The sequence below is a fragment of the Flavobacterium sp. KH_035 genome (assembly GCF_057839565.1).
This window is the reverse complement of record NZ_CM174492.1, coordinates 4,574,884-4,600,052: the sequence shown is the minus strand read 5'-3', so window position 1 is coordinate 4,600,052 and position 25,169 is coordinate 4,574,884. Positions and strand designations below refer to the sequence as shown.

The window sequence follows — 25,169 nt, the reverse complement described above, 5'->3', positions numbered from 1 at the left end:
TTATGTTAAGTATATCGGTAATAAAAGCTAAATTTAAGAGAAGTGGTTTAAATTTTAAATCAACTTTTATATTTGACGAAAATTCGCATCAAGTTAATCCAAAAGATTTGTTTGTTTTTCAAGCAAATGAAAAATGTATTATTTATTTTACTAGAGACAATAATTATAGCTGGTACCTAACAAACAAGAGGTTAATTATTCCTATTGAAAATAAATTTATTAGTTTATCAGATTTGACAAAAATTGATTTTCCAAATATTAAAAATAATCCATCATCAAAAATGGAAAATACTGAATTAACCTTGTTTACAAATTCTAATCAATTTAAATTGTTTTTAGAAGAAAATAGTTGGCACGTTTTTTACAATATCTTTAAATTTATCATCGATAAAAACAATTAATTATTTGGTAGTGTTACAGATTAGGTGTTTTTATAAAATAACGATGTAACGAACTGATAAAGAATATAAAATGGTAATGTTACAGATTAGGTGTTTTCAGAATATAACCACGTAACGAACTGAAAAAGAATATAAAATTTTAATTTTTGAATAGAAAGAGAGGCGACCAACCAGTCGTCTCTTTCTTTTTTTTATCTTTTAGTAAGCCTTAAGATGCTTTTACCTTTCAAATTAGGTCATGAAAATAAAATGTAATTCCCTATCTCTCTAAACGTTCTTACGGTTATCCTGATCCTCCTGTAGATGATACAGATCCTGTTCCAACAGAGAGTAGTCGTTTTAGTACGATGGCAAGTCAGGCTGCTCCATCGAAACCAATGTTACAATTTTTCCCAACGGCAGAAGGGTATTACGATAACATACATCAAAAATATGTCTACCAGTATAAAGATCATTTAGGAAATGTTCGGGTTAGTTATGCTAAAAACCTGGTTACCCAAGTTCTTGAAATTATTGAAGAAAATAATTATTATCCTTTTGGTTTAGAACACACGGGGTATAATGATTATGTAGCTAGTAAATAATAAGTTCAAGTATAATTCGAAAGAATTACAGGACGAGCTGGGGCTTAACATGTACGACTATGGAGCAAGAAATTATGACCCTGCAATTGGTCATTGGATAAATATTGATCCAATGGCAGAAATATCAAGGAGATTTTCACCTTATTGTTATGCAATGAATAATCCTGTTTTCTTTATTGACCCTGACGGGATGATTGTCGAGCCAGGGAGTCAAAAAGAATGGGATAAACAAAAACAAAAAGTAACAGACCAGAGAGATAAACTGCAAACGAAAGTTGATAAACTAACTGCTAAAGCTACAGATAAAGGATGGAGCGCTGAAAAATTGGCAGGGAAAATCGGGAACTTAAATGATAGAATAGGAAGCATAAATGGAAGTCTTGAAACTTTAGGAACGTTAGAGAAAAGTTCTCAATCTTATGCTCTTAAAACTGGTGCTGGTGAAGAAGGTGGTACTACTTATGATTCTACTACTGGCAACATTGTATTTAATTTTAGTTCAACAGCTAATTTCGTTCATGAAACAGCTCATGGCGGGCAATTTGAAAGCGGTGAAATGGGATTTAGTAAAACTAATGGTGGTGTTCTTGGTCAAGATGTTGGTGATGAGACGGCAGCTTATAAGGCTCAATTTGGATATGACCCTGCTTCAGTTTCAGGCTTAAACTCTTCTTCATCCGTTTCATCATTTAGTAGCATTACTCCAGCATGGGTTCAAGGAATTACTAAATCTGATGGAAGCAAAATTTATTCACAGGGTGGTTCAGCAATGACGGAGATTTTTCCTGTAAATATGAATACAAACAGAGATGGGCTTATAAGAGCTTATCCAAGCGCAACAAAGGTTTTGAGTGGCTTACAATCAACAACAACTCTTAAAGACGATAAAAACACTTTATACAAAAAATAATGAAAAAAATAGTTTTGTTAATATTTACAATATCATTTTTTTCTTGTGGTACAATTAAAACACAAGAGATTTTTGGTAATTATATGAAAAATGGTAAAGATTATTCCTATGCTCTGATTCTAAATAAAGATAATACGTTTTCTTTTTCGAAAAAATACTTTGAAGTAAACTCAAAATGCGAAGGAAAATGGAAAAATGTTACAAAAGATACAATTGCATTAATCTGCGATGAGGAACAATACCCTGCACAAATTTCAGCAGGGTATATGAATGAAAGAAGCCTAAAAATTATTATTTTAAGCAATTCTAAAGTCAAGATAGATAATGTTATTTTGAAAAAACTATAAATTGGGAGTGTTTCAGACTTAATGATACGCTGGTTTTGGCAACGATACATAGAAAAAAAGAGTTCGATATAAGAAATTCTCAATAAATATGAGGGTGTTAATATGGATTTAAAAGTAAAATGGATATGCAAACAAAAAGTAGAGAATAAGTTATAACAAATTAATTTATCTTTTACTGTTTTTTTGTTTGTACATTCAATATGGTGATTATAGCTAGACTTGTATGAGCTCAGGAATATTTATTGCTTTTCATTGTCAGATAAAATAAAGTCTTTTGCTGACAGTTCCCAATGACGATCAGCCTGTTGTATATTTTCAATTTTTCGTGATTGAATAAATTTGATAAATTCCTGGTTTAGTTCTCCTAGGCTCTCATGTGTAGCTGTAGTGAGTAATTTTACCCATTCATTTTCTATTGTTTCAGATTCGGGTTGTTTAATATTCCGTATGCTGTTATATTGCAAATTCCAGTGATATTGACCACCCAATTCCAATTCAAAATGACCACCTAATTCCGGAGCAAAATGACCACCTCCATTTTTGATTAAAAACTACTCTTTTTCATCTGTTAATTAGTATTCAAATATACTTAAAATATTACCCTTTGTTTATACCTCTTTTCTTTCTCATTGATTCTCCATGTAATTCGAGTCGATGGGATTGATGTATAAGCCTGTCCAAAATTGCGTCTGCTATAGTTTTTTCGCCAATTATATCATACCAACCTTGTACTGGGATTTGTGATGTCACAATTATAGAACCGTTATTATGCCTATCTTCAATGATCTCCAAAAGGGTAATTCGGTTGTGGCTATCTAATGCTTGGAGTCCAAAATCGTCAAGTATAATAACGTCTTGCCTTTCAATTTTGGCAAGCTCTCGCAGGTAAGAACCATCTGCTTTGGCCATTTTTAATTTAGCAAACAACTTCGAAGTATTAAAATAACTCACTTTAAAACCTTGTATACAGGCTTGATAACCCAATGCTGTACCTAAGTAACTTTTACCTACGCCAGTACTTCCTGTGATTAAGATGTTTTCGTTTTTTTCTACAAATTCACATTCTGCCAGACGCAGTACCGTGTTTCGGTCAAGATTACGTGATACATCAAAATTGACACTTTCAATATTTGATTTGTAATGGAATCGAGCATTCTTGATACTGCGCTCAATACGCCGATTGTGCCTTTCGTCCCACTCAGCATCAATAATCATCGATACGAACTGGTCGAGTGTGTAATGGTCTGTTTTTCCGCTTTCAATGGCTGTTTTAAAAGCATTAAACATGCCATAAAGCTTCATTTGTTTCATTTTTGTTACTGTAGATTCATTCATGTTTTCAAGATTTAATTTAGTTATAATAATGTTTTCCTCTTATGTTACCGTGATTCGGGAGTTCTTGCTCGGGTTCTTGTTCAAAATCAATATGGTCTAAGTTGTTTTCTAAAATATTCTGTATCGTTTTAAAATTGTATATTCTAAAATCGAGTGCCCGTTTACAGGCATTTATTAATCGCTGCTTACCAACCTTTTTTTCGAAGTTTAGTATTCCTAAACAACTTTTATAAGCCTGTTCAGGATGGTTTCTGCTTTCGATTATCTGCATAATATATTCTCCCACTGACTCATCAATACTACTTGCCCAATCAATAAATCGAGCAGCACTCCATTGGGCTACAAATTGATGTGTACTGGCTAAATGCTCTGGGATTGTGGTATAGACATAAGGTTTATAATTTCGTTCATGGACAGCTATTCGATTGTATTTATAATAGATCTCCACGGTTGATTTGGTATACAAGAGTTTCGCTTTTTTCTTTACATATTGATACGGAACACTGTAGTAATTTTTGTCTTGACTTAATTGGACATGCCCGTTTTGCATCACCGTTGCAAAGGATTGGTATTTGATTTCAAAGCGTTCTTGTGGTAGTGGGCGCAGTTTTTGTTTCTCATCCTCTAAAAACAATTCTTTTCGAGAGTAAGGACGTCCTGTGAGTTTTCGACTATTATGAGTGTCTAATAAATCCCATATCTGCTGGTTTAATTCTTCTAGGCTAAAGAATTTAGTTTCTTTTAGGGTTACATAAATTCTTCTGTACAATATCTTAACAGCTCCTTCAACTAATGACTTATCTCTTGGTTTATAAGCTCTGGCAGGTAAGATTGTAGTTTCGTAATGTTCTGCTAAATCAGCCAAGGTTTCATTAATTGTCGGTTCAAAACGACTGCTTTTTATTACTGCAGATTTTAAATTATCTGGAACAATTGCCGCAGGAGTACCTTCAAAAAAACGCATGGCATTTTCTACTGAAGTAACAAAATCCTCCTTCTGTTGGCTCATGGAAGCTTCAGCATAGGTGTATTGACTAGCTCCCAATATAGCTACAAAAAATTGTACTTCTTTGATTTCTCCAGTATCGTTATCAATAATGGAGAGTGTTTTTCCGGCATAATCTACATACATTTTATCACCTGCTTTGTGATTCATATGCATTACCGGATTGACTCGTTTACTCCATGTTTTGTAATGATGTGCAAATTGCGAACTCCTGTAACCATCAGGGTTTACGGAAATATATTGCTCCCACATATGTTGTACGGTAACGCCAACTTTTTTTAGTTCACGTTCCATTTTAGGAAAAAAATCATGAAGTATCCGCAATTTGGGACTAATTGATTCCACAGTAGTCTGTGAAAACAAAAGTTCTAGTTCTGCATCTGTTTTTTTATCAATTAATTCAAAGCTTAATCCGAGGACTTCAAATAAAGAAATATATTTCTTTACCGTATTCCTGGAAAGAGATAAATAGCTACTTATAAATAACTTACTCTTTCCATCACAATAGAATTTAATTACTTTTCTAATTTTACTCATGTCTGTTATTTTGTTTGCCATAATCCGTATTTTTTAACGAATGTATGGTTCTAACAACATGAAAAAGTCAGTAGTTTTTAATAATCAATTTACCCCAAAAATTAGGTGGTCAATTTGAATTGGAAAGTGGTGGTCAGTTTGCTCCGGAACTGGTGGTCAATTTACACTGGAAAGTAGTGGTCAATTTGACCGGTTTTTCCAGTAAAAGACAAAGTTTAAATGAAGTTTGTGATATTTTAACAACATATAAAAATGAGTTGCCACTCTGGATAAAATTAGCAACAACCGAAAATAGAAACGTCTTAAAATTATTAATAAGTAAAAGATTTAGAAAATTACAGATAATTGAAGAATGGCATATTTCTAATGAATACAAACCAATACTGAAATAAAAACGTCATACAGCAGCCACTACAACGGATTTGGGCAATAGGCTTAATGGAAAATTGGTTTTGTATTTGGGATGATTTGGCAAATCCGAAAATAGGGCTTAATTTAGTCCCAAACCCGCTGTAGTGCCAGAACGTTATGGGCTAGTTGTACCGAAATTACGCAGACGAAAACAATTAGAAAATAAAAGATTTAATACGTTAGAAATTCAGAAACTTGAAAGTTGGAATGTGTCAGCAGAAACTTAAAAATTGGAACTTAAGCGCAAAAACTTGAAAACAGAATAGCTAATCTTACGAATTACTAGCCGAAATTATCTAACACAAATTGAAACTTTAATATTAAAGAATGCAAAACAAACAACGACACGGATGCTTAACAGCTTGGTTGATTTATTTAATGATTTCATATTCAATAGTTTCACTAGGTTTATTCTACAAAATAGACAGTATAGCTCAAAGATTTCAATATATTAAATCAGAAAATTTGTTGCTGATTGTTGCTTCAATTGAAATTTTAAATGTTTTATTTATATTTATGCTTCTTAAATGGTTTAAACTCGGTTTTTGGGGATTATTATCTACAAGCACATTATTATTTATCATTCAAGTAATGAATACTAATAACATTCTCACGCCAATTCTCACAGTGACTGTAATGCTAATTATATATGGATTATTAAAACTTAAAAAAAGAAATGTTTCGGGTTGGGATAACCTAGAATAACAACCAGCCCATAACAGCCGTTTGGCAAGATTGCGAATTTTGTAGTGAATTCACGATTACGTTTCGTAAGAAATTTATCTTAACCGAAAGTACTAGGTTACGAAGTTCGCAACCTCGCCAAGCGCCAGAACGTTGTGAGCAATACCAGAAAACCTAACATATGAAGAAACTACTTAAGATTTTAATATGTTTTTTTACAATACTATTTTGTTCATGTGGAAAGTCATTTAACGAAAAGTCAATAATTTATGAAGGAAAGGGTGTTGATGATTATGAAATTAGAGTGTTGACACCATCACAAATTAAAGATGAAGGTAATAGTAACTATAAATTAATAGATCATCAAAAATATTCAACTGAAATCCATTATGAGCAAGAAGGGATTTCGTTTTATTATTTGAAAAGACAGCCTTCAAAAATATTATCTATTTCATTTAATAAAAACTTTAAAGGAAAGACATCAAGAGGATTCGATGTGAAAAAAATGGACGTAAATGATATGCTTAAAATTTATGGTAAACCAAGGTGGTATCAGTTTAATGATAGAAGAGTAGTTAGTGCACACTATGATAGTTTAGGCATTTATTTCAATGTGAAGGGTTTGGAAAATATGCCTGATGAATTTAATTTTTATTCACTAGATGATTTAATTGTCATAAATAAAATGCATGCATATTTTTCAAACAAATATAAAAATCAAACGATAGAAGAAATTAGTATTGGTATCCCAAATTCAGCATATTAAGTACTGCTCACAACAGCCACTACAGCGGATTTGGGCATTAGGCTTAATGGAAAAATGGTTTTGTGTTTGGGATGATTTGGCAAATCCGAATAATGGGCTTAATTTAGTCCCAAACCCGCTGTAGTGCCAGAACGTTATAGGCAATTGTAACGCACCAAAATTCAAAACAGAATATAACCGAATGATGATATTTTACGTATTTTTATTATTGACACTAAACTTTTTAGTATATAGTATAACTAAATGGTTAAAATTTGCCAAATATCAAATAATTTTCACTTTCCTTTTAATAATTATAAAAAAACTTATAGGAAGTATTGAGATTGAGCTAACTTCTTTGCTAGTAATATTTTTTTTAAGTATTGCAATACCTTTTTTTAGTTTCTGTTTTACGTTAATGAAAAACACAAAGAAGAAACTAAACAGAAATCTACAACTTAAAATAGTCAATTACTTAAAAGAAAATAATTATGTGTCACATATTACTATATTTATTACATTAATTCAGTTAGTTATTTTACTGACAGAAATTGTTTATTGAACCAAAGTAATAACAACTGCCTATAACAGCCACTACAACGGATTTGGGCATTTGGCTTAATTGAAAATTAGTCTTGTATTTGGAATATTTGGCAAATCCGAAGAATGGGCTTAATTTAGTCCCAAACCCGCTGTAGTGCCAGAACGCTATGCCTTCTTTTGAGAAACAGAATTGTTAAAATCCATTGAAATCAAATGAATAATTTAAATGAAATAGAAATAACGAATGGTTTAAGTTTTCCGAAAATCTATAAGGATTTTTATAAACTTTGCGAAAGTTCAACTCCAAAAGGAATGACTGGAACTGATTTATTCAATAAATACAAAGAATTGAATAAATGGGCGAAAGAATTATTGGATGAAGATAATGCTGAAAATTTTCTCAATGATGATGATTTTGTTTTTATGATGCATCAAGGGTATATGTTTTGGTATTTCAAAGCTAATGGGAATGAGAATCCTAACGTTTACTTTTATTATGGAGGACAAAAAACTCCTAAAGAAATATGTTCATTAGAATATTTTATACAAAATTATCCAAACATCTCAGAATAAAAAAACGATGCATAACAGCCACAACGAATTTGGACAATTGGCTTAGTGGAAAGTTGGTTTTGTATTTGGGATGATTTGCTTCGCCTGTTCGCTATCGCTCGGGTGGCAAATCCGAATAATGGGCTTAATTTAGTCCCAAACCCGCTGTCGTACCAGAACATTATAGGTTACCATAAAGAACATCAGTACAAAAAATAAACTATATAAAGACTACTTTATTCTATGATTAAATCAGCAGAAATATTAAAGCAACTTGATAAATGTGCCGAAGATTATACTTTTCCAATGTTAGACAATGGTTACGTATATCCAGCTGGCACAAAGCTTACAGCTTACAGAGATGATAAACGCTGGGTTATAATTATTGAAGTAATAGGTTTTAATTACCGTGGTGGTGGGCATAACGGTATTAGTAATTGCTTACATATTTTTGGAAACTGTTTGAATTATGAGCCAGGGACTCAAAACGAAAATTTCCTTTACTTGACAAAAGACGCTGAAAATTGCAATACATTTGACGAAGAAGAGGAATTTTACTTAAATCCAATATGTCCAACATTTCTATTGCGTAATGAAATAGTTCAACTTATTCATAACAAAGATGAATACAAAGCATCAGAAATTCTACTTGAGGATGAAGTTAAAATCAATGCATTCGAATTTCTTCGTTTACTCGATAAACTTTATCACGAAAAACTTGTTGCAACGGAACAAGAAATAAGAGAAAGAATTCCCAAAGACATTAAAAAAATAATTGAATTCCACGATTGGTACCATCCAGACGTCGCTAATAATGAATTGCCGAGTCAAAATGAAACCTTTAAACTAATTGCAAAAGTTTTAGAAACTGGTGTAATTAAAAATTACAAACCGACTAATAATTCAAATACACATTGGATCAATTGGCCAGAAGGAGGAACACTGTAAATAAAACTAAATACAAAAGATGGCAGCCTATCACAGCTGCTACAACGGATTTGGGCAATTGGCTTAATGGAAAAATGGTTTTGTGTTTGGGATGATTTGACAAATCCCAAGAAGGGGCTTAATTTAGTCCCAAACCCGCTGTCGTACCAAGACCTTATGCACAATCCCACTCTAAATAGCCTAACGGGATTCGAACCAATTTTCCTTGAAAACACTGATAGTTTGTATTTTTTTTGAAATTAAACAAGATTTTTCGAACCACAAAAAAGCCTGATAAATCTAAATCTATCAGGCTTTTAATTTTTACTAGTAGCCCTAACGGGACAATTTTCGAACCATTTTGTGGATGACTTAAAAAAAATAAATATTATTTTATATTGATTTCCATGTTTAAATTTGATCTTAGTAATTTATAATATTGAATCAGTGGAATAAAAGTCTGCTTATTTAGTTCTTATTTTATTCTCAGAAAGTAGAACTAATTAGAGTTTAAACAAGAATTAGCTTGACATAAAGTTTTATACTATTGAAATTACACTCATAAATGTACTAAAGGATTCAACAAATATAAGTTCGTTTGAATATTGTTAAGTAAATATCCTATTTTTGAAAACAAATAAACACTGACATTTGTCAGACATAGCAACCCACTTTAGGGTAGATAAGTCGGATTTTATCAGACATATATACAAGTTAGGCACAAGCTAAAACAACACGAACAGAAATGACACCGAAACAACAATTAGAATCAATTCTTTCAAACAAATACGAATCTGAAGACGGAGATTTGTATAAGATCGAATTGCTGGACGGAATGACCGACAGTGAAATAGAAAACCTGAAAAATCAGCTTCCAGATAACAACTTACCGGATGAAATCGAAGAATTATTAAGATTCAGCAAAGGTTTTGAGTTTTATGGACTTGAAGAAGTACGTTTCGATGCATTCGGTCATTTTGGATTTGAAGAAATGTTTCCAAAATCAATCCAACTTGCAGGAGATGGGTTTGGGAATTTTTGGATTTTAGATATTGACTCTAAGGGAAAATGGAATTCAGTTTATTATGTCTGTCACGACCCATCGGTCGTTGTAAAACACTCTGAAAATTTAACGGAGTTCATAAGACATGTTGACGAGTTCGGACAAAAAGGAAATCAATCCAACTTGGACATTATTCACGAAAAGACCGTAATGGATATTTGGAGTGAAAAAGTCGGAATAATGGAAAAAAATGAAAAGGATTATAACTTTGAAAACGGACAAGTTGAACTACCAGAAATGTTTTTAGTGGCGGACTTGACTAATCAACCTATAAAAACAGGATTTCCTTGGGGTAAATCAGGACCGAACACAAAAATCATAAGACCGAGTGATGAACCAATTTGGATAGTTGAGAAACGAGTGAAACAAGGTTTTCTATCAAGATTATTCGGTGGAAATAAATAAATAGCCAGTGCCTAACAGCCACCACAACGGATTTGGGCATTGGGCTTAATGGAAAGATGGTTTTGTATTTGGAATGATTTCGCAAATCCGAAGAATGGGCTTAATTTAGTCCCAAACCCGCTGTAGTGCCAGAACGTTATACGGTATTTTAGAAAAAACGCAGAAAATACAACGACCAAAAGGAATAACATAAATTGAAAGAAGAACACTTTTATTCAAATAAATTAACATCATTCTTACTCCTTTTAATATCTTCAATATTTGTTATTGCTGGAATATTATTAGGTGAAAAAATGATTGATTTCGAAGAAAAACTATTTAAAAGTGTAATTTTTATTTTCAGTTTTTTGTTGTTTTCGTTTGGAATTGTTTTGTCTTTTTTATTGTTGACAAGAAAAAAGCCTCTTTTAACTATTACAAATAGTCAAATAATAATTCATAAAGTTTTGACTCCATCTAAAACCATTCAAATTGACAACATAAAATCATTTCTCATCGTTAATACTCATCATCGAGGAATTAAGACAAATAGGCAAATATTTATTGAACTGAAAAGACCAACAGAAAAGTATACCAAAACTTGGTTTTATAAATTTCTCAATAAAATAAGTAAACCAATAGCTAACTCTCAATATTCTATACAAACCGATTTTTTAAATATTAAACAGCAGAAATTACTCGAACTATTAAATAAGAAGATAAAAAACGCCGTATAACAGCCGTTACACGAGATTTTGGCATTAGGTTAAATTTAAAGATTGTTTTGTACTTGGAAAATTGTGTTTAACCGAAAAACCTCGCATCTTAATCCCAAACCTCGTGTAGCGTCAGAACGTTGGCAGTAATACTATGAGAAAACTAAAAATAATATTTACATTAATAATTTCTTTTACAATTTTTAGTTGTGAAAAGAAAAATTCTAATTTAGAAATTGAGAAAGAAATTATAAACAATTTATTTGTGGAAATGGTTGATTCAATTCACAAAGACAGTATTTAGTTGGAATGAGATAATAATGAAAGTGAAGTAAAAGTTAAGGCAGTTTATCTCCTAACTTGGACTCCATTTTTTGTTTGCATATCCAAAATTACATTCAGTTTTTTTTTAATATCTAAATATAAGTAGTTTAGTTCTGGTGTTTTTGAAATCTATAAGGAAGAGAGTCTTAAATTTTGTATCAAAAAGTGATCAACTCCACACTTAAATATTTGCTGGATTACAGATTTTGAGTTATGAGTAAGAGGTTTATCTGGGTAAAATGAAATAAAGAAAACTCAATTAATATTTCAAATCAATAAAAAGATTTTTTGGCTTATTGGAAAAACCGGTCAATTTGACCACCTAATTCCGGAGTAAATTGACCACCCGTTCCGGAGCAAACTGACCACCTGATTCCGGAGCAAATTGACCACCAGGTTTTGTGGTTAATTAACGATTAAAAACTATTCATTTTTTCATGTTGTTAGAACCATACATTCGTTAAAAATATACGGATTATGGCAAACAAAATAACAGACATGAGTAAAATTAGAAAAGTAATTAAATTCTATTGTAATGGAAAGAGTAAGTTATTTATAAGTAGCTACTTATCCCTTTCAAGAAATACGGTAAAGAAATATATTTCCTTATTTGAAGTTCTCGGATTAAGCTTAGAATTAATCGACCAAAAAACCGATGCAGAGCTGGAACTTTTATTCTCCCAGACTAGTGTAGAGGCCATTAGCCCGAGATTACAGACACTTTATGATTTTTTTCCTAAAATGGAACGTGAACTAAAAAAAGTTGGCGTTACCGTACAGCATATGTGGGAACAATATATTGCTGTAAATCCTGATGGTTATCGAACTTCACAATTTCATTATCATTACAATATATGGGGCAAGCGAGTCAATCCGGTCATGCATATGAACCATAAGGCTGGTGATAAAATGTATGTTGATTATGCCGGAAAGACACTCTCAATTATTGATATAGATACCGGAGAAGTCAAAGAAGTACAATTTTTTGTAGCAATATTAGGCGCTAGCCAATACACGTATGCTGAAGCTTCCATGAGCCAGCAAAAGGAAAACTTTGTTGACTCAGTAGAGAATGCCATGCGCTTTTTTGAAGGTACTCCTGCTGCCATTGTTCCGGATAATTTAAAATCTGCAGTAATAAAAAGCAGTCGTTTTGAACCGACAATCAATGAAACCCTGGCTGATTTAGCAGAACATTACGAAACTACAATTTTACCTGCCAGAGCTTACAGGCCCAGAGACAAATCATTAGTTGAAGGAGCTGTTAAGATATTATATCGAAGGATTTATGTAACCATAAAAGAAACCAAATTCTTTTCTCTGGAAGAATTAAATCAGCAGATCTGGGATTTACTTGACTCTCATAATAACAGAAAACTAACAGGACGCCCTTATTCCCGCTTTGAATTATTTTTAGAAGACGAGAAAGAAAAACTGCGTCCACTGCCACAAGATCGTTTTGAAATTAAATACCAATCTTTTGCAACAGTAATGCAAAACGGTCATGTTCAATTAAGCCAGGACAAAAACTATTACAGCGTTCCGTATCAATATGTAAAAAAGAAAGCAAAGCTGTTATATACCAAATCAACGGTAGAGATTTATTTTAAATACAATCGAATAGCTGTACATCCAAGAAACTACAAACCTTATGTCTATACAACAACCCCTGAGCATTTAGCCAGTACACATCAATTTGTAGCCCAATGGAGTGCTGCCCGCTTCATTGAATGGGCTAATAATATTGATGAGTCAGTGGGAGAATATATAATACAGATAATCGAAAGCAGAAATCATCCAGAACAGGCTTATAAAAGTTGTTTAGGAATACTGAATTTTGAAAAAAAGGTAGGCAGACAGCGATTAATAAATGCCTGCAGGCGGGCACTTGATTTTAAAATTTACAATTTTAAGACCATACAAAATATTTTAGAAAACAACTTGGATCATATTGATTTTGATCAAGAACCTGAGCAAGAACTTCCCGATCACAGTAATATAAGAGGAAAACACTATTATAACTAAATTAAATCTTGAAAAAATGAATGAATCCACAGTAACCAAAATGAAACAAATGAAGCTTTATGGCATGTTTAATGCTTTTAAAACAGCCATTGAAAGCGGAAAAACAGATCATTATACCCTTGACCAGTTTGTATCGATGATTATTGATGCAGAATGGGATGAAAGGTACAATCGTCGTATTGAACGAAGTATCACTAATGCCAAATTCCATTACAAATCAAATATTGAAAGTATCAATTTTGATGTATCACGTAATCTGGACAGAAACATGGTACTGCGTCTGGCAGAATGCGAATTTATAGAGAAAAATGAAAACATTTTAATCACTGGAAGCACCGGTGTCGGTAAAAGTTATTTAGGTACCGCATTAGGTTATCAAGCTTGTATACAGGGTTTTAAGGTAAGTTGTTTTAATACCTCAAAATTGTTTGCTAGACTAAAAATGGCTAAAGCAGATGGCACTTATCTGCGGGAACTTACCAAAATACAAAGACAGGATGTTATCATACTTGATGATTTTGGACTCCAGGCACTTGACAGCCATAACCGAATTACTCTTTTGGAGATCATAGAAGACAGGCATAATAACGGCTCTATAATCGTGACATCACAAATCCCGGTTCAAGGCTGGTATGATATAATTGGAGAAAAAACGATAGCCGATGCAATATTAGACAGACTTATACACCAATCTCATAGGCTTGAATTACATGGAGAATCCATGAGAAAGAAAAGAGGAATAAACAAAGAGTGATATTTTATTATATTTGAATACTAATTAACAGATGAAAAAATATAGTTTTTAATCAAAACGGAGGTGGTCATTTTGCTCCGGAATTAGGTGGTCATTTTGAACTGGAATAAGGTGCTCACTTTAAAACGGAATGGGGTGATCAATATAACCGGAATTTGCAAAAAAGGTAAGAAAAGATATTTTCTTGTTGTGCCAAATTGTTGCATATGCATTTTATTTAAATGATGATTGTTATGGATGAAAATATTACAAAAGAAGATTTAAGACAATTTGGGCTTCTTCTGCAGGATAAAATGCAACAAATATTCATGCAATTGAATTGCAGTCAGAATGAATCTGTGGAACCTCAATGGCTTAAAAGCAGGGCGGTCAGAAGATTGCTTGATATTTCTGCCGGTTCAGTCCAGAATCTTAGAATATCCCATAAAGTGCGTTTTAAGAAGGTTCTTGGATCCTATTATTATAACCGAGAAGATCTTCAAAAACTTTTTGAAGATGAAAAATAATAATGGATTAAAAGAAAAGCAGATTATGGGTTACTTGTCAATGTACATTAATGATCCTACGCTTAATGTCTGGCATCTGTCAATTTTGACAGCGATACTGGGATTGGGGTATAGGCAAGGGGAGAGAAAGAGGATAAAAGTCAGTCGCAGCAAGATTATGCAGTTGTCGCATGTGAACACGCTGCCGACTTATCATAAATACTTTAAACAGCTTCAGGATTTAGGATACATTAAATACACGCCGTCTTACCATCCAGGATATAAAAGTGAAGTAAAATTATGCAAGAAGAGGTTATCTCAAAATATTTGAGATAACCTCTTTTCAGTTTGAAAACATTTTGAAATTACAGATCAAGAAGAAATGTTATACTTCTTTTTAATGGCTTGTATTTCTTTTTCTAATCTGCTAAGTACAGCGATGTCCGTTTTGGATATCTTAGGAGCATGTTTGTTTAACTTTTTTTTAAGTAATGACATTTCTCTTCCAATTGTTGCCTGTTCTGTTATAGCATAGGCTTCGGTTTGTTTGACAGACGAATGGCCAAGCATTTCTTTAACAACATTGATAGGGACATTATTGTTTAATGTAACTGTACTTCCAAAAGTCCGGCGTGCCATATGAGTGTTAAGTGTAAAAGGGAAACCACATAGAATTGCGATTTCTTTAAGATACTCGTTCATTTTCTGGTTGGAAGAAACTGGCAACACTGTGCCACGTTGCACACAAATCGGGTGATCTTTATACTTCTCAATTATTTTAAGTGCCTGAGGTAGGAGTGGGACATTCGTGGGCGAATTTGTTTTCTGTCTCTCAGACATGATCCATAAGTTACCGTCAATTCCGTCTTTAATATCTGCCCGTCTCAACTGATAAGCGTCAATGTACGCCAGTCCAGTGTAACATTGGAACACAAATACATCTCTCACTACATTGAGTCTGTCTGTGGTGAAATAATGTCTTTCCAATTCATATAACTCCTGCGTCGTAAGGGGTTTTTTTACCATTTTGGTTTTACGTCCTTTAAAGTTCTTAAAAGGGTCTTTTAAGATTATTTCCTTATCGATTGCTCGAATGACAATCTTTTTGAAATTGGCAATGTATTTAAGTGTTGTATTGTTGCTGCAATTTCGGACTGTTCTAAGGTAAAACTCAAAGTCCTTTATGAATTCGAGATTCAAATCTGTAAATTCAAGGTCTGTCTTATTAAATTTGAATTTAATAAAGGCTGTTAAATGGTTTTTCGTAATAGTAAAGCGGTCAAGCGTTCCTTGTGCATATCCTTTGCCTAGTAGCGTGCGCATTTCATCATTGTGCTTTTGAAATTCCTCCAGCAGTTTAACCCTTGGGGTAATTTTTCCCAGAACGTAATCCATAACTTTTTCTGAAGTTATGGGTTTTCCGCTGTACATAATCTCTGTTTTGTATTCATTGACTTTTAAAATCAGTGAATCCAAAAAGAAGTTAAGGGATTTTGCATCTTCTTTTGTACCGATTGCTCTTTCGGTTTTTTGGTCCCAGCGGGTGCTGTCCCATTTTCTTTTGGTGGATGTTTCCTTTGGAATTCCATCTACGGTTATTCTAAGATAAACCGCTCTAATTTTACTTCCTTTGTGGGGGCTTTTTAGAAAAAAAGCCAACCCAAAGCTGCTCTCTAACATAATTCAACTTTTTAGATTAATAAATGTAGAATTATAGCATCAAAAAAACAAGTCGTTAACCTCTTTAACCCCTGTGTTTATAGGTGTTTAAGTACTATTTTGTGGCAAAATTTTTTACCTCTAAGTTTTGCCACGATTTTGCCACAAAACTTTTGAGTGTTTTTACAAAGTTTGAAAACTGTCTTAAAAGCAAAAAACCTGCGAATCCTAGGATTTGCAGGTTTTACCACGTTTTTTATGGGTTTTTGAAAAGATTGAAAAAGTGACCTTTTTACTTCTTTTACCCTTTTGGTGGGGAGAGCAGGATTCGAACCTGCGAAGTTCACACAGCAGATTTACAGTCTGCCCTCGTTGGCCGCTTGAGTATCTCCCCGAAGCTTGTATTGTTGCGCTTTGTTGTTCTAAGCGGTTGCAAATATAGGAACGTTTTCGATGTTTACAAACAAAAAAGGAACTTAATTTTAAGTTATCTTAAAGTTATTTTTTAATTCGTTGGAATTGAATAAAATAAAAAATACCTTTTTTAGATGTTTTTGGAGTTTGTTTTAAAAAGTAGGATTATTCTTTTTTGTTTGTTGTGGTTTTTTAGCCTTGCATTTAGAGCGATTAAGTGTATAGCAGGCATTTTTCCTGAGGTATCGGGGAAAACAATACGAAATAAATCTATCTCATATTCTTTAGCAATTGACTTATCTCAAGAAAAATAAGCTTGCTCATGTTTTCAGGTTAAGTTTCTTTATCAATATTATTTTTTCCGGATCTAAGCGTTAAAAAATTTAAATTCTGGTTGTGGTGTCAAAAAAAGGAGTTTTTACAGCAAATGCGGGTAATTTTCCTTTATAGGTTTTACTTTAATTTCTTCTCTTCAATAATTTGTCTTTGTGAATGAAGGTTTGAATTTTAGGGGTGGAGTATAAACAAAAAAATCTCCACTAGGGAGATTTTTTTGTTTACGCAGTGTAGGGCTATTATTTGGCTAAAAGCTCTACTATTTTTGCTTTTAATTCAGGACCTCTTAAGTCCTGAGCAACTACTTTTCCTGACGCATCAAGTATAAAAGTTGCCGGAATAGATTCTACTCCGTATTGTTTTGCAATTGGTTCGTCCCAAAATTTTAAATTTGAAACTTGTGTCCAGACTAATCCATCTTTTGCGATAGCTTCTTTCCAGGCAGCAGCTTCTTTGTCTAATGAGACTCCAATAATATTTAAACCTTTAGCGTGTAGTTCTTTGTAAATAGCTACAACGTTAGGATTTTCTTTTCTACATGGTCCGCACCATGATGCCCAGAAATCAACGATAGTTACTTTGCCTAAACTTTCTTTAAGCGAAACTACTTTTCCTTCCGGATTAGGAGCTGAAAAATCTGCTCTTCATTTAGGGCTTCCAACAGGAGCTGCTGATGCACCAACTGCAGGATTCTTCATTTGTCCTAATTTTGTTTTGATTTCTTTACCTGGAGAAGAGTTTTTTAAAGACTCGTCTAAAGAGTTGTATAAACCTTCAGCTTTTTTGATATCAGTGCTTGGGTCGTTAATCATACTTTGGATGATTAAAGCAGAGATAAACGCTTTTGGGTGAGTTTCAGCGTAAGCTAAATATTTCTTTTTAGAATTTTCCTGAACTTCTGTTTGAAGTGTCATGTATTGTTTCATCAAGCCGTTGATAGTTGCTGTATCTTGTGCTTGTTGAGCTTGTTGCATTTTTTGAGTGTTTTTCTTTTGGAAGTCAACTAAACTTTTTTGAGTTTTAGTCATGTCCTCATTGAATTTTACGTACTCGTCATTGTTGTAAGTTCCAGAAATTTTAGATTTGTGGATACTGTCTTTGTCAACTGCAACAGTGATTTCTCCAGTTTCTAAAATGAAAGGAATAGGACCGTTAGCTCCCTGAACAATTAAAGTGTGGAAAGCTGGTTCAGTTACTTTTCCTTTTATTTCAAATTTTCCGTTTTCAACTTTTACCGTATCAAGAGATACAGCCATTTTTGTTGTTGGATCCTGACCTTGAAGAATGATTGTTTTTCCATTTTCGATACCTGTTGCAGTTCCTGTAATTAGGTATTCTCCGTCTTTAACTTTGCTGCATGAAATAATCGCTACAGAAGCAGTTAGTAAAAAAAGTATTTTTTTCATTATAAAAAATTAATTAGTTAATTGATTTGTGCAACAAAAGTATCTAAAATTATAAAACTTAAAGAATTTTGGAACCTAAAATTTTGTTATAGTTTTTTCAGGTTTAATTCTCATGTAATCAGTGTGTTTACTGGCTTGATTTGATTTAAAACTCTTAATTATATTGTTATTATGAAAATAAATAACGCTTTTTTTAATTTTTATGCATAAAAAAAGCACTCTTTTGAGAGAGTGCTTTTGTAAATATTTTGGTATAAATCTATTCTTGATTTGTTTTCTTTCTCCATGTGAAAGAATTCAAAATGTGTCTTTTTGCAAATCTTCCAGGAGAATCGGCATTTACCATTTTAACATAAGTCGCTTTAGGAACGCTAATGTATTCGTAAACGCTTCCATTAGAGAAATCGATAATCAAACGACCTTCAACAAATTTATAATCAGTAATTGAACAAGTCGAAATCGTTTCAGTGTATTCTGGTAAATTAAGTTTAATCGTTTCAGGATTAATACTTACCAAGAAGTGATAAGCCTCAATAATAGCTTTACTTTTTTCTTCTGCCGCTTTTAAACCAGCATCATCACCTTGAAATTTATCAGGATGAGATTCTTTCATCGCATTACGATAGATTGTTTTTAAATCTTTTAATTCAGCAGTTTTGTCTACGTTTAGTAACTTGCGGTATTCAACTATTTTTTTCATAAATAAAAGGTAACTTCTTGTCTATTAGTTTGAAATGAGTGTTTTTTACTTCAAAACGACAAATTTTTTGCAAAGGTACACTTTTTTTTAACTTTTTAGATTTGATCGAAAAAATAATCAAAAAAATAAAGGTTTAGCGGTTAAGTATTAGGCGTTAAATGATATCTGAAGTCTGAAATAGATACATTTTATCCCAAATGCTTATTTTTTTATCTAGGTGCAGGAATAAAAAACGCAAAGTTTACAAAGAAGAAAACTTTGTATACTTTGCGTTGTATTAAGCATATAATGGTTAGGCGTGAGATTTTTCACACCTATCGGGGTGATTTTCCTTTATTTATTTTCGGGCTTGTTATTGGCTTTATCAAAGTTCTTAGACTTCTTAGGGTATTTATCATAGCTAATATCGCTTGGATTTTCGATAATAGATTTAATCGTAATCCAATCGCCGATGTTGAAGTTCGAATGCGCGATTTTATAATCTAAAAGGTACTCACCGCAAAAATAGTTGTTGTTTTCATCTTTTTCTATGATGCCGGTATAAACTCCTTTTTGCAACATTTTTTCGTGTGAATCTTTAGACATGACTTTCTTATTTTAAAATTGAAGGTACAAAGTTAATCAATTTATCTTTGTTTTAGGGAGTTCGTGACAATCTCAGTATATTTGCACATGCAAAAAAACTTCAAGCCACATCCTAATTCGTTTAAAAATACCTTTTGTGTTTTTCATGAAGTGCTTTCAAATGAAATTGAAGGTTTAAAGAAACAGTTTGAAAGCAAAGCCGGAAGTACCTATTATTATACAGAAGTGGGAATGTACAGAGTGTCGAATCACTGGGGAAGACTAGCTAACAGTAAATGGCGTTTGGTGGCTATGGAGCCGGAAACACCTTCGAAAACAAAAATAGGTTTTGCGGCCTGGAACGAATTTCATCCTGATAATGCCGAAGAAAAACTCTATTATATTGAAGCCGATTTTGATAATAATAAGGTAACCTATCAGCACAGGAAAAACCCAAAATACGATGGGAAACCTGTTTTAAGAACCAGTTTTGAAACAACCAAACGCATCAAGCAGGTTCGGAATCTGCAACAATTGACTTCATGGGCAAAACACTTTGATTATGAGGATATAGAGGAGTTGAGGAAACAAATTATCAACGAATTGATTTACACCGAGAAAACTTTAGAAGAAATTAAAAGAGAAATATAATGGGACGCAACAACGAAAGGAACATCAAAAAGCACAACGACAAATTGCACAAAGCCCAAAACAAAGTAAAACAGGCTGAAATTGCACGTAAAGAAAAGCTAAAAGAAATTATTAAAAAGTTTAACGAGAGTAAAGAGGAATAAAAAAGTTTCAGGTTTCAAGTTTTTATAGTAACCTAGAACCTGAAACTTGAAACTTGAAACCTGAAACTTGAAACCTGAAATAAAAAAATAGAACAACAGATATGAGTAAATTCGAAGATTTAAAAATAAGTGTACAGGAAATTATAGATTTAATTGCTGCAAAAAACAATAGAGAAGCCAATAACAAATTGTTGGAAGTAAATGAAGTTTTAGATGAGATGCTGGACCATGCCGAAGAAGATGAGGACCTGAGAGAAATCAGCAGATATCAGGTGCTTCTGAATCAACTGCATGTGAAAATTAATGGAGAAGAGCAGGTTGATGGAGAGTAACAAGTGCTTTTGCGATACCGGATTAGGTTTTGAAGACTGTTGTGGTTTGTATCTGGAAAGCGATCAGAAAGCCCCAACAGCTTTAGCGTTAATGCGTTCGCGTTACTCTGCTTATGCTACGCATAATGTGGATTATCTTTTAGAAACCACCGCTGTTTCGGAAAGAAAGTATTATTCAAAAGCAGAGATTTTAAATTGGGCCACCAGTAACAGCTGGCAAAAACTGGAAATTTTAAGTCATTCCCAAAATACGGTTGAGTTTAAAGCTTATTTTCTGGATTCAGATCATAAACCTCAGATACATTATGAATTTTCGACGTTTAAATTCGAAAATAATGTCTGGTATTATCTGGATGGAAAGTTTGAATAATTACTAAGCTTCTCGCTAAATTTAGGTGATTTTATTCAAATTTTTTAACTAAAAATTAATAACTGTTTCTTTTTTCATAATTCTAAAATAGCGTAATTTTAGAATTATGAAAAATGAAATTAAAAAGGGTTTTTATTTTAAGACGTATGAAGCCCCGTTTCAGTCTCCTTTTGAAAAGCTTTTTGGTATTTTCAAAGAGCTAATCACCCACACTTCGGGTGATTTCGACGAAGCTATAAACTGGCTTCGGGAGTTAGACAAAGAATACAAGCTAACAGACGAAAACTACACGATCGATGATTTTATCGAAGATTTAAAAAAGAAAGGTTACATAAAAGACGAAGTTAAACCTGATGGAAGTGGAGGTTTTGGGATTACTGCCAAAACAGAACGTGCTATCAGGCAACAAGCTTTGGATCAGATTTTTGGCAATCTAAAACGTTCCGGAAGTGGTAACCATAAAACAAAACATGCCGGAAATGGAGACGAACATACAGGAGAATTTAGGGAGTTTAGTTTTGGAGATGGTTTAGAACGAATTTCGTTAACAGAAAGTCTGCGAAATGCCCAGATTAATAATGGTGTTGAAAGTTTCATGCTAACCGAGAATGATTTGGTAGTAGAAGAAACACAGTACAAAGCCCAGATGAGTACTGTTTTGATGATCGACATCAGCCACAGTATGATTCTGTATGGGGAAGACCGGATTACACCGGCAAAAAAAGTTGCTATGGCTTTGGCAGAACTTATCACAACACGTTATCCAAAGGATACACTTGATATTTTGGTCTTTGGAAATGATGCCTGGACTATTCCTATTAAAGATTTGCCTTATCTGCAGGTTGGCCCTTATCACACCAATACGGTTGCCGGACTTCAATTGGCAATGGATATTTTGCGTCGAAAACGAAATACCAACAAGCAAATTTTTATGATTACCGATGGAAAACCAAGCTGCGTGAGGGAGCGGGATGGTTCCTATTATATGAATAGTAACGGACTCGACGAATATATCGTTGATAAATGTTATACGCAAGCACAACAAGCCAGAAAACTGCACATTCCGATTACCACCTTTATGATTGCAAACGATCCGTATTTGCAGCGTTTTGTCAATCATTTTACCGAAGCCAATCAGGGAAAAGCATTTTACACCGGATTAAAAGGTTTAGGAGAAATGATTTTTGAAGATTACGAAACGAATAGGAAGAAACGTGTTAGATAGTTTTCAGTCTCAGTTTTCAGTCTAGAGGCAAACAGCAGAGCATCTGTTTACTGTGAAAATATATTGTTTGGGTTTGGCCTAAAAAGAGATAATAAAAAATAAATTGAATTTTTAAATCATTAAATCTTTCAATTTTTAAATTTAAAAGGACTGGGAGAGATAATTTTTGAAGATTACGAAACGAATAGGAAGAAACGTGTTAGATAGTTTTCAGTCTCAGTTTTCAGTCTAGAGGTGAACAGCAGTGCGTCTGTTTACTGTGAAAATATATTGTTTGGGTTTAGTCTAAAAAGAGATAATAAAAAATAAATTGAATTTTTAAATCATTAAATCTTTCAATTTTTAAATTAACAACATGGAAATAAAAAATACAAACACATTAGGCCAATTAAAAGCCACAGGATATAAAAGTATTAGTATCAAAGATGAATTGCGAAATAACCTTCGGGAGAAAATCAAATCGGGGAAACCTGTTTTTGAAGGCGTTCATGGTTTTGAGAATACTGTGATTCCGGAATTGGAACGCGCTATTTTATCCCGTCACAACATCAATTTATTAGGACTTCGTGGTCAGGCAAAAACACGTCTGGCTCGTAAGATGGTTGAATTGCTGGACGAATACATTCCGTTTGTTACAGGATCTGAAATTAACGATGATCCGTTAAACCCAATTTCACGTTTTGCAAAAGATTTAATTGCTGAAAAAGGCGATGATACTCCAATTTCATGGTTGCACAGAAATGAGCGTTTTTTCGAAAAGCTAGCCACGCCAGATGTTACAGTTGCTGATTTAATTGGTGATGTTGATCCTATAAAAGCAGCTAATTTAAAGCTGTCTTATGCAGACGATCGCGTGATTCATTTCGGGATGATTCCAAGAGCAAACCGCTGCATTTTTGTGATTAACGAATTGCCTGATTTACAGGCTAGAATTCAGGTGGCACTCTTTAATATTTTGCAGGAAGGTGATATTCAGATTAGAGGTTTTAAATTGAGAATGCCACTGGACATGCAGTTTATCTTTACGGCAAATCCGGAAGATTATACCAATAGAGGAAGCATCGTTACCCCGTTAAAAGACAGGATCGGTTCACAGATCCTTACGCATTATCCTGAAAGTATTGCCATTGCAAGAGCCATTACAGAGCAAGAAGCAAAATTGGATGAAACACAACATAGACTGGTTTACGTACCGGGTCTTGCCAAAGATATTTTAGAACAAATTAGTTTTGAAGCAAGGGAGAGTGAATATATCGACAATAAAAGTGGTGTAAGCGCGAGAATGAGTATTACGGCCTTTGAGAATTTAATGAGTACGGCAGAACGTCGTGCCTTAAAAGCGGGTGTAGAAAAAACAACTTTACGTTTGTCTGACTTTGTCGGGATCATTCCAGCAATAACCGGAAAAGTAGAATTGGTTTATGAAGGAGAGCAGGAGGGAGCTGCTGTAGTGGCACAAAACTTAATTGGTTTAGCCATCAGAACTTTATTCCCAACACTTCTTCCTAAAATTGAAAAGCTGGAAAAGCCTGGAGAAAAGACACCTTATTCAGATGTAATCGAGTGGTTTTTTGCCGAAAGCGGTTTCGAACTGTTAGACGATGCTTCAGACGCGGAGTATCAGAGCATTTTAGATGAAGTAACACCATTAGATACTTTAATAAAAAAATACCAGCCTCAATTGGATAAAAAAGATCAGTATTTCATGAAAGAATTTATTCTGTGGGGATTGGTTGAATATAGAAAACTGAGCAAAGATCGTTTTGCAAAAGGACATCAGTTTAAAGATATGTACGGAAGTTATATCAGTAAATTGTAGTTTATACTCTATTTTTTACAAGCCCTACAGGTATGCAGAAACTTGTAGGGTTTATTATTTTGTAAAAAGCCCATTACCAGTTTTATTTCCTCTACCTTGCTCCGTTGGCTGTATTTGCAGTTTCCCAAAATAGAAATGGAAGATAGTTTTGAAGATTTGATTGCGAGTTATATAGAAAACAAAGTTGGAATATCGGAGCATTTTTTAAGTCCTGAACTGGCCAATCATTTAAAACAAAATCTAATAGATTTAAATCGTAAAAGTTTATTGCTGGCTGCAGGAATCGGAAACTCGGAAAAACTGTCTTACGATGGAGCTGTACGCAGTGATTCTATTTACTGGCTGGATAAAAAACACAACAATGTTTTTGAAAATGAGTTTTTTGATAAAATAGATGCTTTCATATTGTATTTGAATAAAAGTTGTTATACCGGAATTACCGGCTACGAATTTCACTATTCTTTATATGAAAGCGGAGATTTTTATCTGAAGCATTTGGATCAGTTTAAAAACAATCCCAGTCGAAAATACTCAATGATCAGTTATCTGAACAGCAATTGGAAGGAAAGTGATGGTGGAGAATTAATGATCCATCAGGAAAATAACAATCAAAAAATTGCACCTACTCAGGGAAAAACCGTTTTCTTTAAAAGTAATGAATTGGTGCATGAAGTTCTGGTTACCCAAAACACGAGAATGAGTATCACAGGCTGGTTAAAAAGCGACTAAAATTTTGATCATTAAACCCGACAGGTTAAAAAAACTTGTCGGGTTTAAAGTTTTTTGAAATTATATTGATATATCAATTATATTTGTA

At 33.3% G+C, this 25,169-nt stretch carries 27 protein-coding genes, 1 tRNA gene and 1 pseudogene; 21 read left to right on the top strand and 8 right to left on the bottom strand.

Going from position 1 to position 25,169, the window contains the following annotated elements:
* Positions 1 to 2 precede the first annotated feature (2 nt).
* From AC3IS6_RS18815 to AC3IS6_RS18800, 4 genes are all read left to right on the top strand, one after another.
* Positions 3 to 401, top strand: a complete 399-nt coding sequence (locus AC3IS6_RS18815) for a hypothetical protein (RefSeq protein ID WP_489161633.1) — start codon at positions 3 to 5, stop codon at positions 399 to 401.
* A 377-nt stretch (positions 402 to 778) separates the two neighbouring features.
* Positions 779 to 985, top strand: coding sequence for a hypothetical protein (locus tag AC3IS6_RS18810; protein ID WP_489161632.1), 207 nt, complete (start codon positions 779 to 781; stop codon positions 983 to 985).
* Positions 986 to 1,034: 49 nt separating this feature from the next.
* A complete protein-coding gene (locus tag AC3IS6_RS18805) occupies positions 1,035 to 1,895 on the top strand; it encodes an RHS repeat-associated core domain-containing protein (protein ID WP_489161631.1) in 861 nt (286 codons plus the stop codon).
* On the top strand, positions 1,895 to 2,242 hold the full coding sequence (locus AC3IS6_RS18800) for a hypothetical protein (RefSeq protein WP_489161630.1): 348 nt from the start codon (positions 1,895 to 1,897) through the stop codon (positions 2,240 to 2,242). Before AC3IS6_RS18805 ends, AC3IS6_RS18800 begins: the two co-directional genes overlap by 1 nt.
* Before the next feature lie 597 nt (positions 2,243 to 2,839).
* Here the strand turns inward: AC3IS6_RS18800 and istB (AC3IS6_RS18795) are convergent.
* Together istB (AC3IS6_RS18795) and istA (AC3IS6_RS18790) are read right to left on the bottom strand one after the other, a co-directional pair.
* Positions 2,840 to 3,577 (bottom strand): IS21-like element helper ATPase IstB, encoded by a 738-nt coding sequence (gene istB, locus AC3IS6_RS18795; protein WP_489161628.1) that lies wholly within the window; start codon positions 3,575 to 3,577, stop codon positions 2,840 to 2,842.
* Positions 3,578 to 3,593: 16 nt separating this feature from the next.
* Positions 3,594 to 5,141: an IS21 family transposase gene (istA, locus tag AC3IS6_RS18790; RefSeq protein ID WP_489161627.1), complete on the bottom strand. Its 1,548-nt coding sequence runs from the start codon at positions 5,139 to 5,141 to the stop codon at positions 3,594 to 3,596.
* A gap of 717 nt (positions 5,142 to 5,858) precedes the next feature.
* On the opposite strand from istA (AC3IS6_RS18790), the gene AC3IS6_RS18785 reads away from it, so the two are divergent.
* From AC3IS6_RS18785 to AC3IS6_RS18740, 10 genes are all read left to right on the top strand, one after another.
* On the top strand, positions 5,859 to 6,236 hold the full coding sequence (locus AC3IS6_RS18785) for a hypothetical protein (protein WP_489161625.1): 378 nt from the start codon (positions 5,859 to 5,861) through the stop codon (positions 6,234 to 6,236).
* A 160-nt stretch (positions 6,237 to 6,396) separates the two neighbouring features.
* Positions 6,397 to 6,981, top strand: coding sequence for a hypothetical protein (locus AC3IS6_RS18780; protein WP_489161623.1), 585 nt, complete (start codon positions 6,397 to 6,399; stop codon positions 6,979 to 6,981).
* 735 nt (positions 6,982 to 7,716) lie between these two features.
* Complete coding sequence (locus tag AC3IS6_RS18775) at positions 7,717 to 8,076, top strand: SMI1/KNR4 family protein (protein WP_489161622.1); 360 nt, start codon at positions 7,717 to 7,719, stop codon at positions 8,074 to 8,076.
* A gap of 222 nt (positions 8,077 to 8,298) precedes the next feature.
* Complete coding sequence (locus AC3IS6_RS18770) at positions 8,299 to 9,003, top strand: DUF7003 family protein (protein ID WP_489161620.1); 705 nt, start codon at positions 8,299 to 8,301, stop codon at positions 9,001 to 9,003.
* Positions 9,004 to 9,727: 724 nt separating this feature from the next.
* Complete coding sequence (locus AC3IS6_RS18765) at positions 9,728 to 10,450, top strand: SMI1/KNR4 family protein (protein WP_489161618.1); 723 nt, start codon at positions 9,728 to 9,730, stop codon at positions 10,448 to 10,450.
* A gap of 194 nt (positions 10,451 to 10,644) precedes the next feature.
* Positions 10,645 to 11,166, top strand: coding sequence for an STM3941 family protein (locus AC3IS6_RS18760; protein ID WP_476019865.1), 522 nt, complete (start codon positions 10,645 to 10,647; stop codon positions 11,164 to 11,166).
* Positions 11,167 to 11,946: 780 nt separating this feature from the next.
* A complete protein-coding gene (istA, locus tag AC3IS6_RS18755; protein ID WP_489159527.1) occupies positions 11,947 to 13,494 on the top strand; it encodes an IS21 family transposase in 1,548 nt (515 codons plus the stop codon).
* A gap of 16 nt (positions 13,495 to 13,510) precedes the next feature.
* Positions 13,511 to 14,248, top strand: coding sequence for an IS21-like element helper ATPase IstB (istB, locus tag AC3IS6_RS18750; RefSeq protein WP_489159528.1), 738 nt, complete (start codon positions 13,511 to 13,513; stop codon positions 14,246 to 14,248).
* Between the two features lie 233 nt (positions 14,249 to 14,481).
* Positions 14,482 to 14,754 carry a DNA-binding protein gene (locus AC3IS6_RS18745; protein ID WP_489161616.1) on the top strand — a complete coding sequence of 91 codons (273 nt, stop codon included), beginning with the start codon at positions 14,482 to 14,484 and terminating at the stop codon, positions 14,752 to 14,754.
* The gene (locus tag AC3IS6_RS18740) at positions 14,744 to 15,064 is read left to right on the top strand and encodes a hypothetical protein (protein WP_489161614.1); all 321 of its coding nucleotides are present in this window, start codon (positions 14,744 to 14,746) and stop codon (positions 15,062 to 15,064) included. The genes AC3IS6_RS18745 and AC3IS6_RS18740 overlap by 11 nt, the downstream gene beginning before the upstream one ends.
* Before the next feature lie 41 nt (positions 15,065 to 15,105).
* Here AC3IS6_RS18740 and AC3IS6_RS18735 read toward each other — a convergent pair whose 3' ends face one another.
* The 6 genes and pseudogenes from AC3IS6_RS18735 to AC3IS6_RS18710 all read right to left on the bottom strand — a co-directional run bounded on the left by AC3IS6_RS18735 (position 15,106) and on the right by AC3IS6_RS18710 (position 19,833).
* Complete coding sequence (locus tag AC3IS6_RS18735) at positions 15,106 to 16,413, bottom strand: site-specific integrase (protein WP_489161613.1); 1,308 nt, start codon at positions 16,411 to 16,413, stop codon at positions 15,106 to 15,108.
* A gap of 289 nt (positions 16,414 to 16,702) precedes the next feature.
* A tRNA-Tyr gene (locus AC3IS6_RS18730) sits at positions 16,703 to 16,786 on the bottom strand.
* 595 nt (positions 16,787 to 17,381) lie between these two features.
* Positions 17,382 to 17,768, bottom strand: a pseudogene (locus AC3IS6_RS18725) (peroxiredoxin family protein); the annotation flags it as partial.
* Positions 17,769 to 17,786: 18 nt separating this feature from the next.
* Positions 17,787 to 18,548 (bottom strand): DUF4369 domain-containing protein, encoded by a 762-nt coding sequence (locus AC3IS6_RS18720; protein ID WP_489161611.1) that lies wholly within the window; start codon positions 18,546 to 18,548, stop codon positions 17,787 to 17,789.
* 259 nt (positions 18,549 to 18,807) lie between these two features.
* Positions 18,808 to 19,248, bottom strand: coding sequence for a KTSC domain-containing protein (locus AC3IS6_RS18715; protein WP_017495548.1), 441 nt, complete (start codon positions 19,246 to 19,248; stop codon positions 18,808 to 18,810).
* A 333-nt stretch (positions 19,249 to 19,581) separates the two neighbouring features.
* Positions 19,582 to 19,833, bottom strand: coding sequence for a hypothetical protein (locus AC3IS6_RS18710; RefSeq protein WP_173967415.1), 252 nt, complete (start codon positions 19,831 to 19,833; stop codon positions 19,582 to 19,584).
* Positions 19,834 to 19,920: 87 nt separating this feature from the next.
* On the opposite strand from AC3IS6_RS18710, the gene AC3IS6_RS18705 reads away from it, so the two are divergent.
* The 7 genes from AC3IS6_RS18705 (at position 19,921) to AC3IS6_RS18675 (ending at position 25,081) form a co-directional block, all read left to right on the top strand.
* Positions 19,921 to 20,463, top strand: coding sequence for a hypothetical protein (locus tag AC3IS6_RS18705; RefSeq protein ID WP_489161609.1), 543 nt, complete (start codon positions 19,921 to 19,923; stop codon positions 20,461 to 20,463).
* Positions 20,463 to 20,606 (top strand): hypothetical protein, encoded by a 144-nt coding sequence (locus tag AC3IS6_RS18700; protein WP_173967417.1) that lies wholly within the window; start codon positions 20,463 to 20,465, stop codon positions 20,604 to 20,606. The genes AC3IS6_RS18705 and AC3IS6_RS18700 overlap by 1 nt, the downstream gene beginning before the upstream one ends.
* A gap of 101 nt (positions 20,607 to 20,707) precedes the next feature.
* On the top strand, positions 20,708 to 20,938 hold the full coding sequence (locus AC3IS6_RS18695; protein ID WP_173967418.1) for a hypothetical protein: 231 nt from the start codon (positions 20,708 to 20,710) through the stop codon (positions 20,936 to 20,938).
* On the top strand, positions 20,910 to 21,308 hold the full coding sequence (locus AC3IS6_RS18690) for a YchJ family protein (RefSeq protein ID WP_489161607.1): 399 nt from the start codon (positions 20,910 to 20,912) through the stop codon (positions 21,306 to 21,308). The genes AC3IS6_RS18695 and AC3IS6_RS18690 overlap by 29 nt, the downstream gene beginning before the upstream one ends.
* A 106-nt stretch (positions 21,309 to 21,414) precedes the next feature.
* Entirely contained in the window at positions 21,415 to 22,533 is a 1,119-nt protein-coding gene (locus AC3IS6_RS18685; protein WP_263361150.1) for a vWA domain-containing protein, read from the top strand.
* A 355-nt stretch (positions 22,534 to 22,888) separates the two neighbouring features.
* A complete protein-coding gene (locus AC3IS6_RS18680) occupies positions 22,889 to 24,352 on the top strand; it encodes an AAA family ATPase (RefSeq protein WP_489161605.1) in 1,464 nt (487 codons plus the stop codon).
* Between the two features lie 135 nt (positions 24,353 to 24,487).
* Positions 24,488 to 25,081, top strand: a complete 594-nt coding sequence (locus AC3IS6_RS18675) for a 2OG-Fe(II) oxygenase (protein ID WP_489161603.1) — start codon at positions 24,488 to 24,490, stop codon at positions 25,079 to 25,081.
* The last annotated feature ends 88 nt before the right edge of the window (positions 25,082 to 25,169 follow it).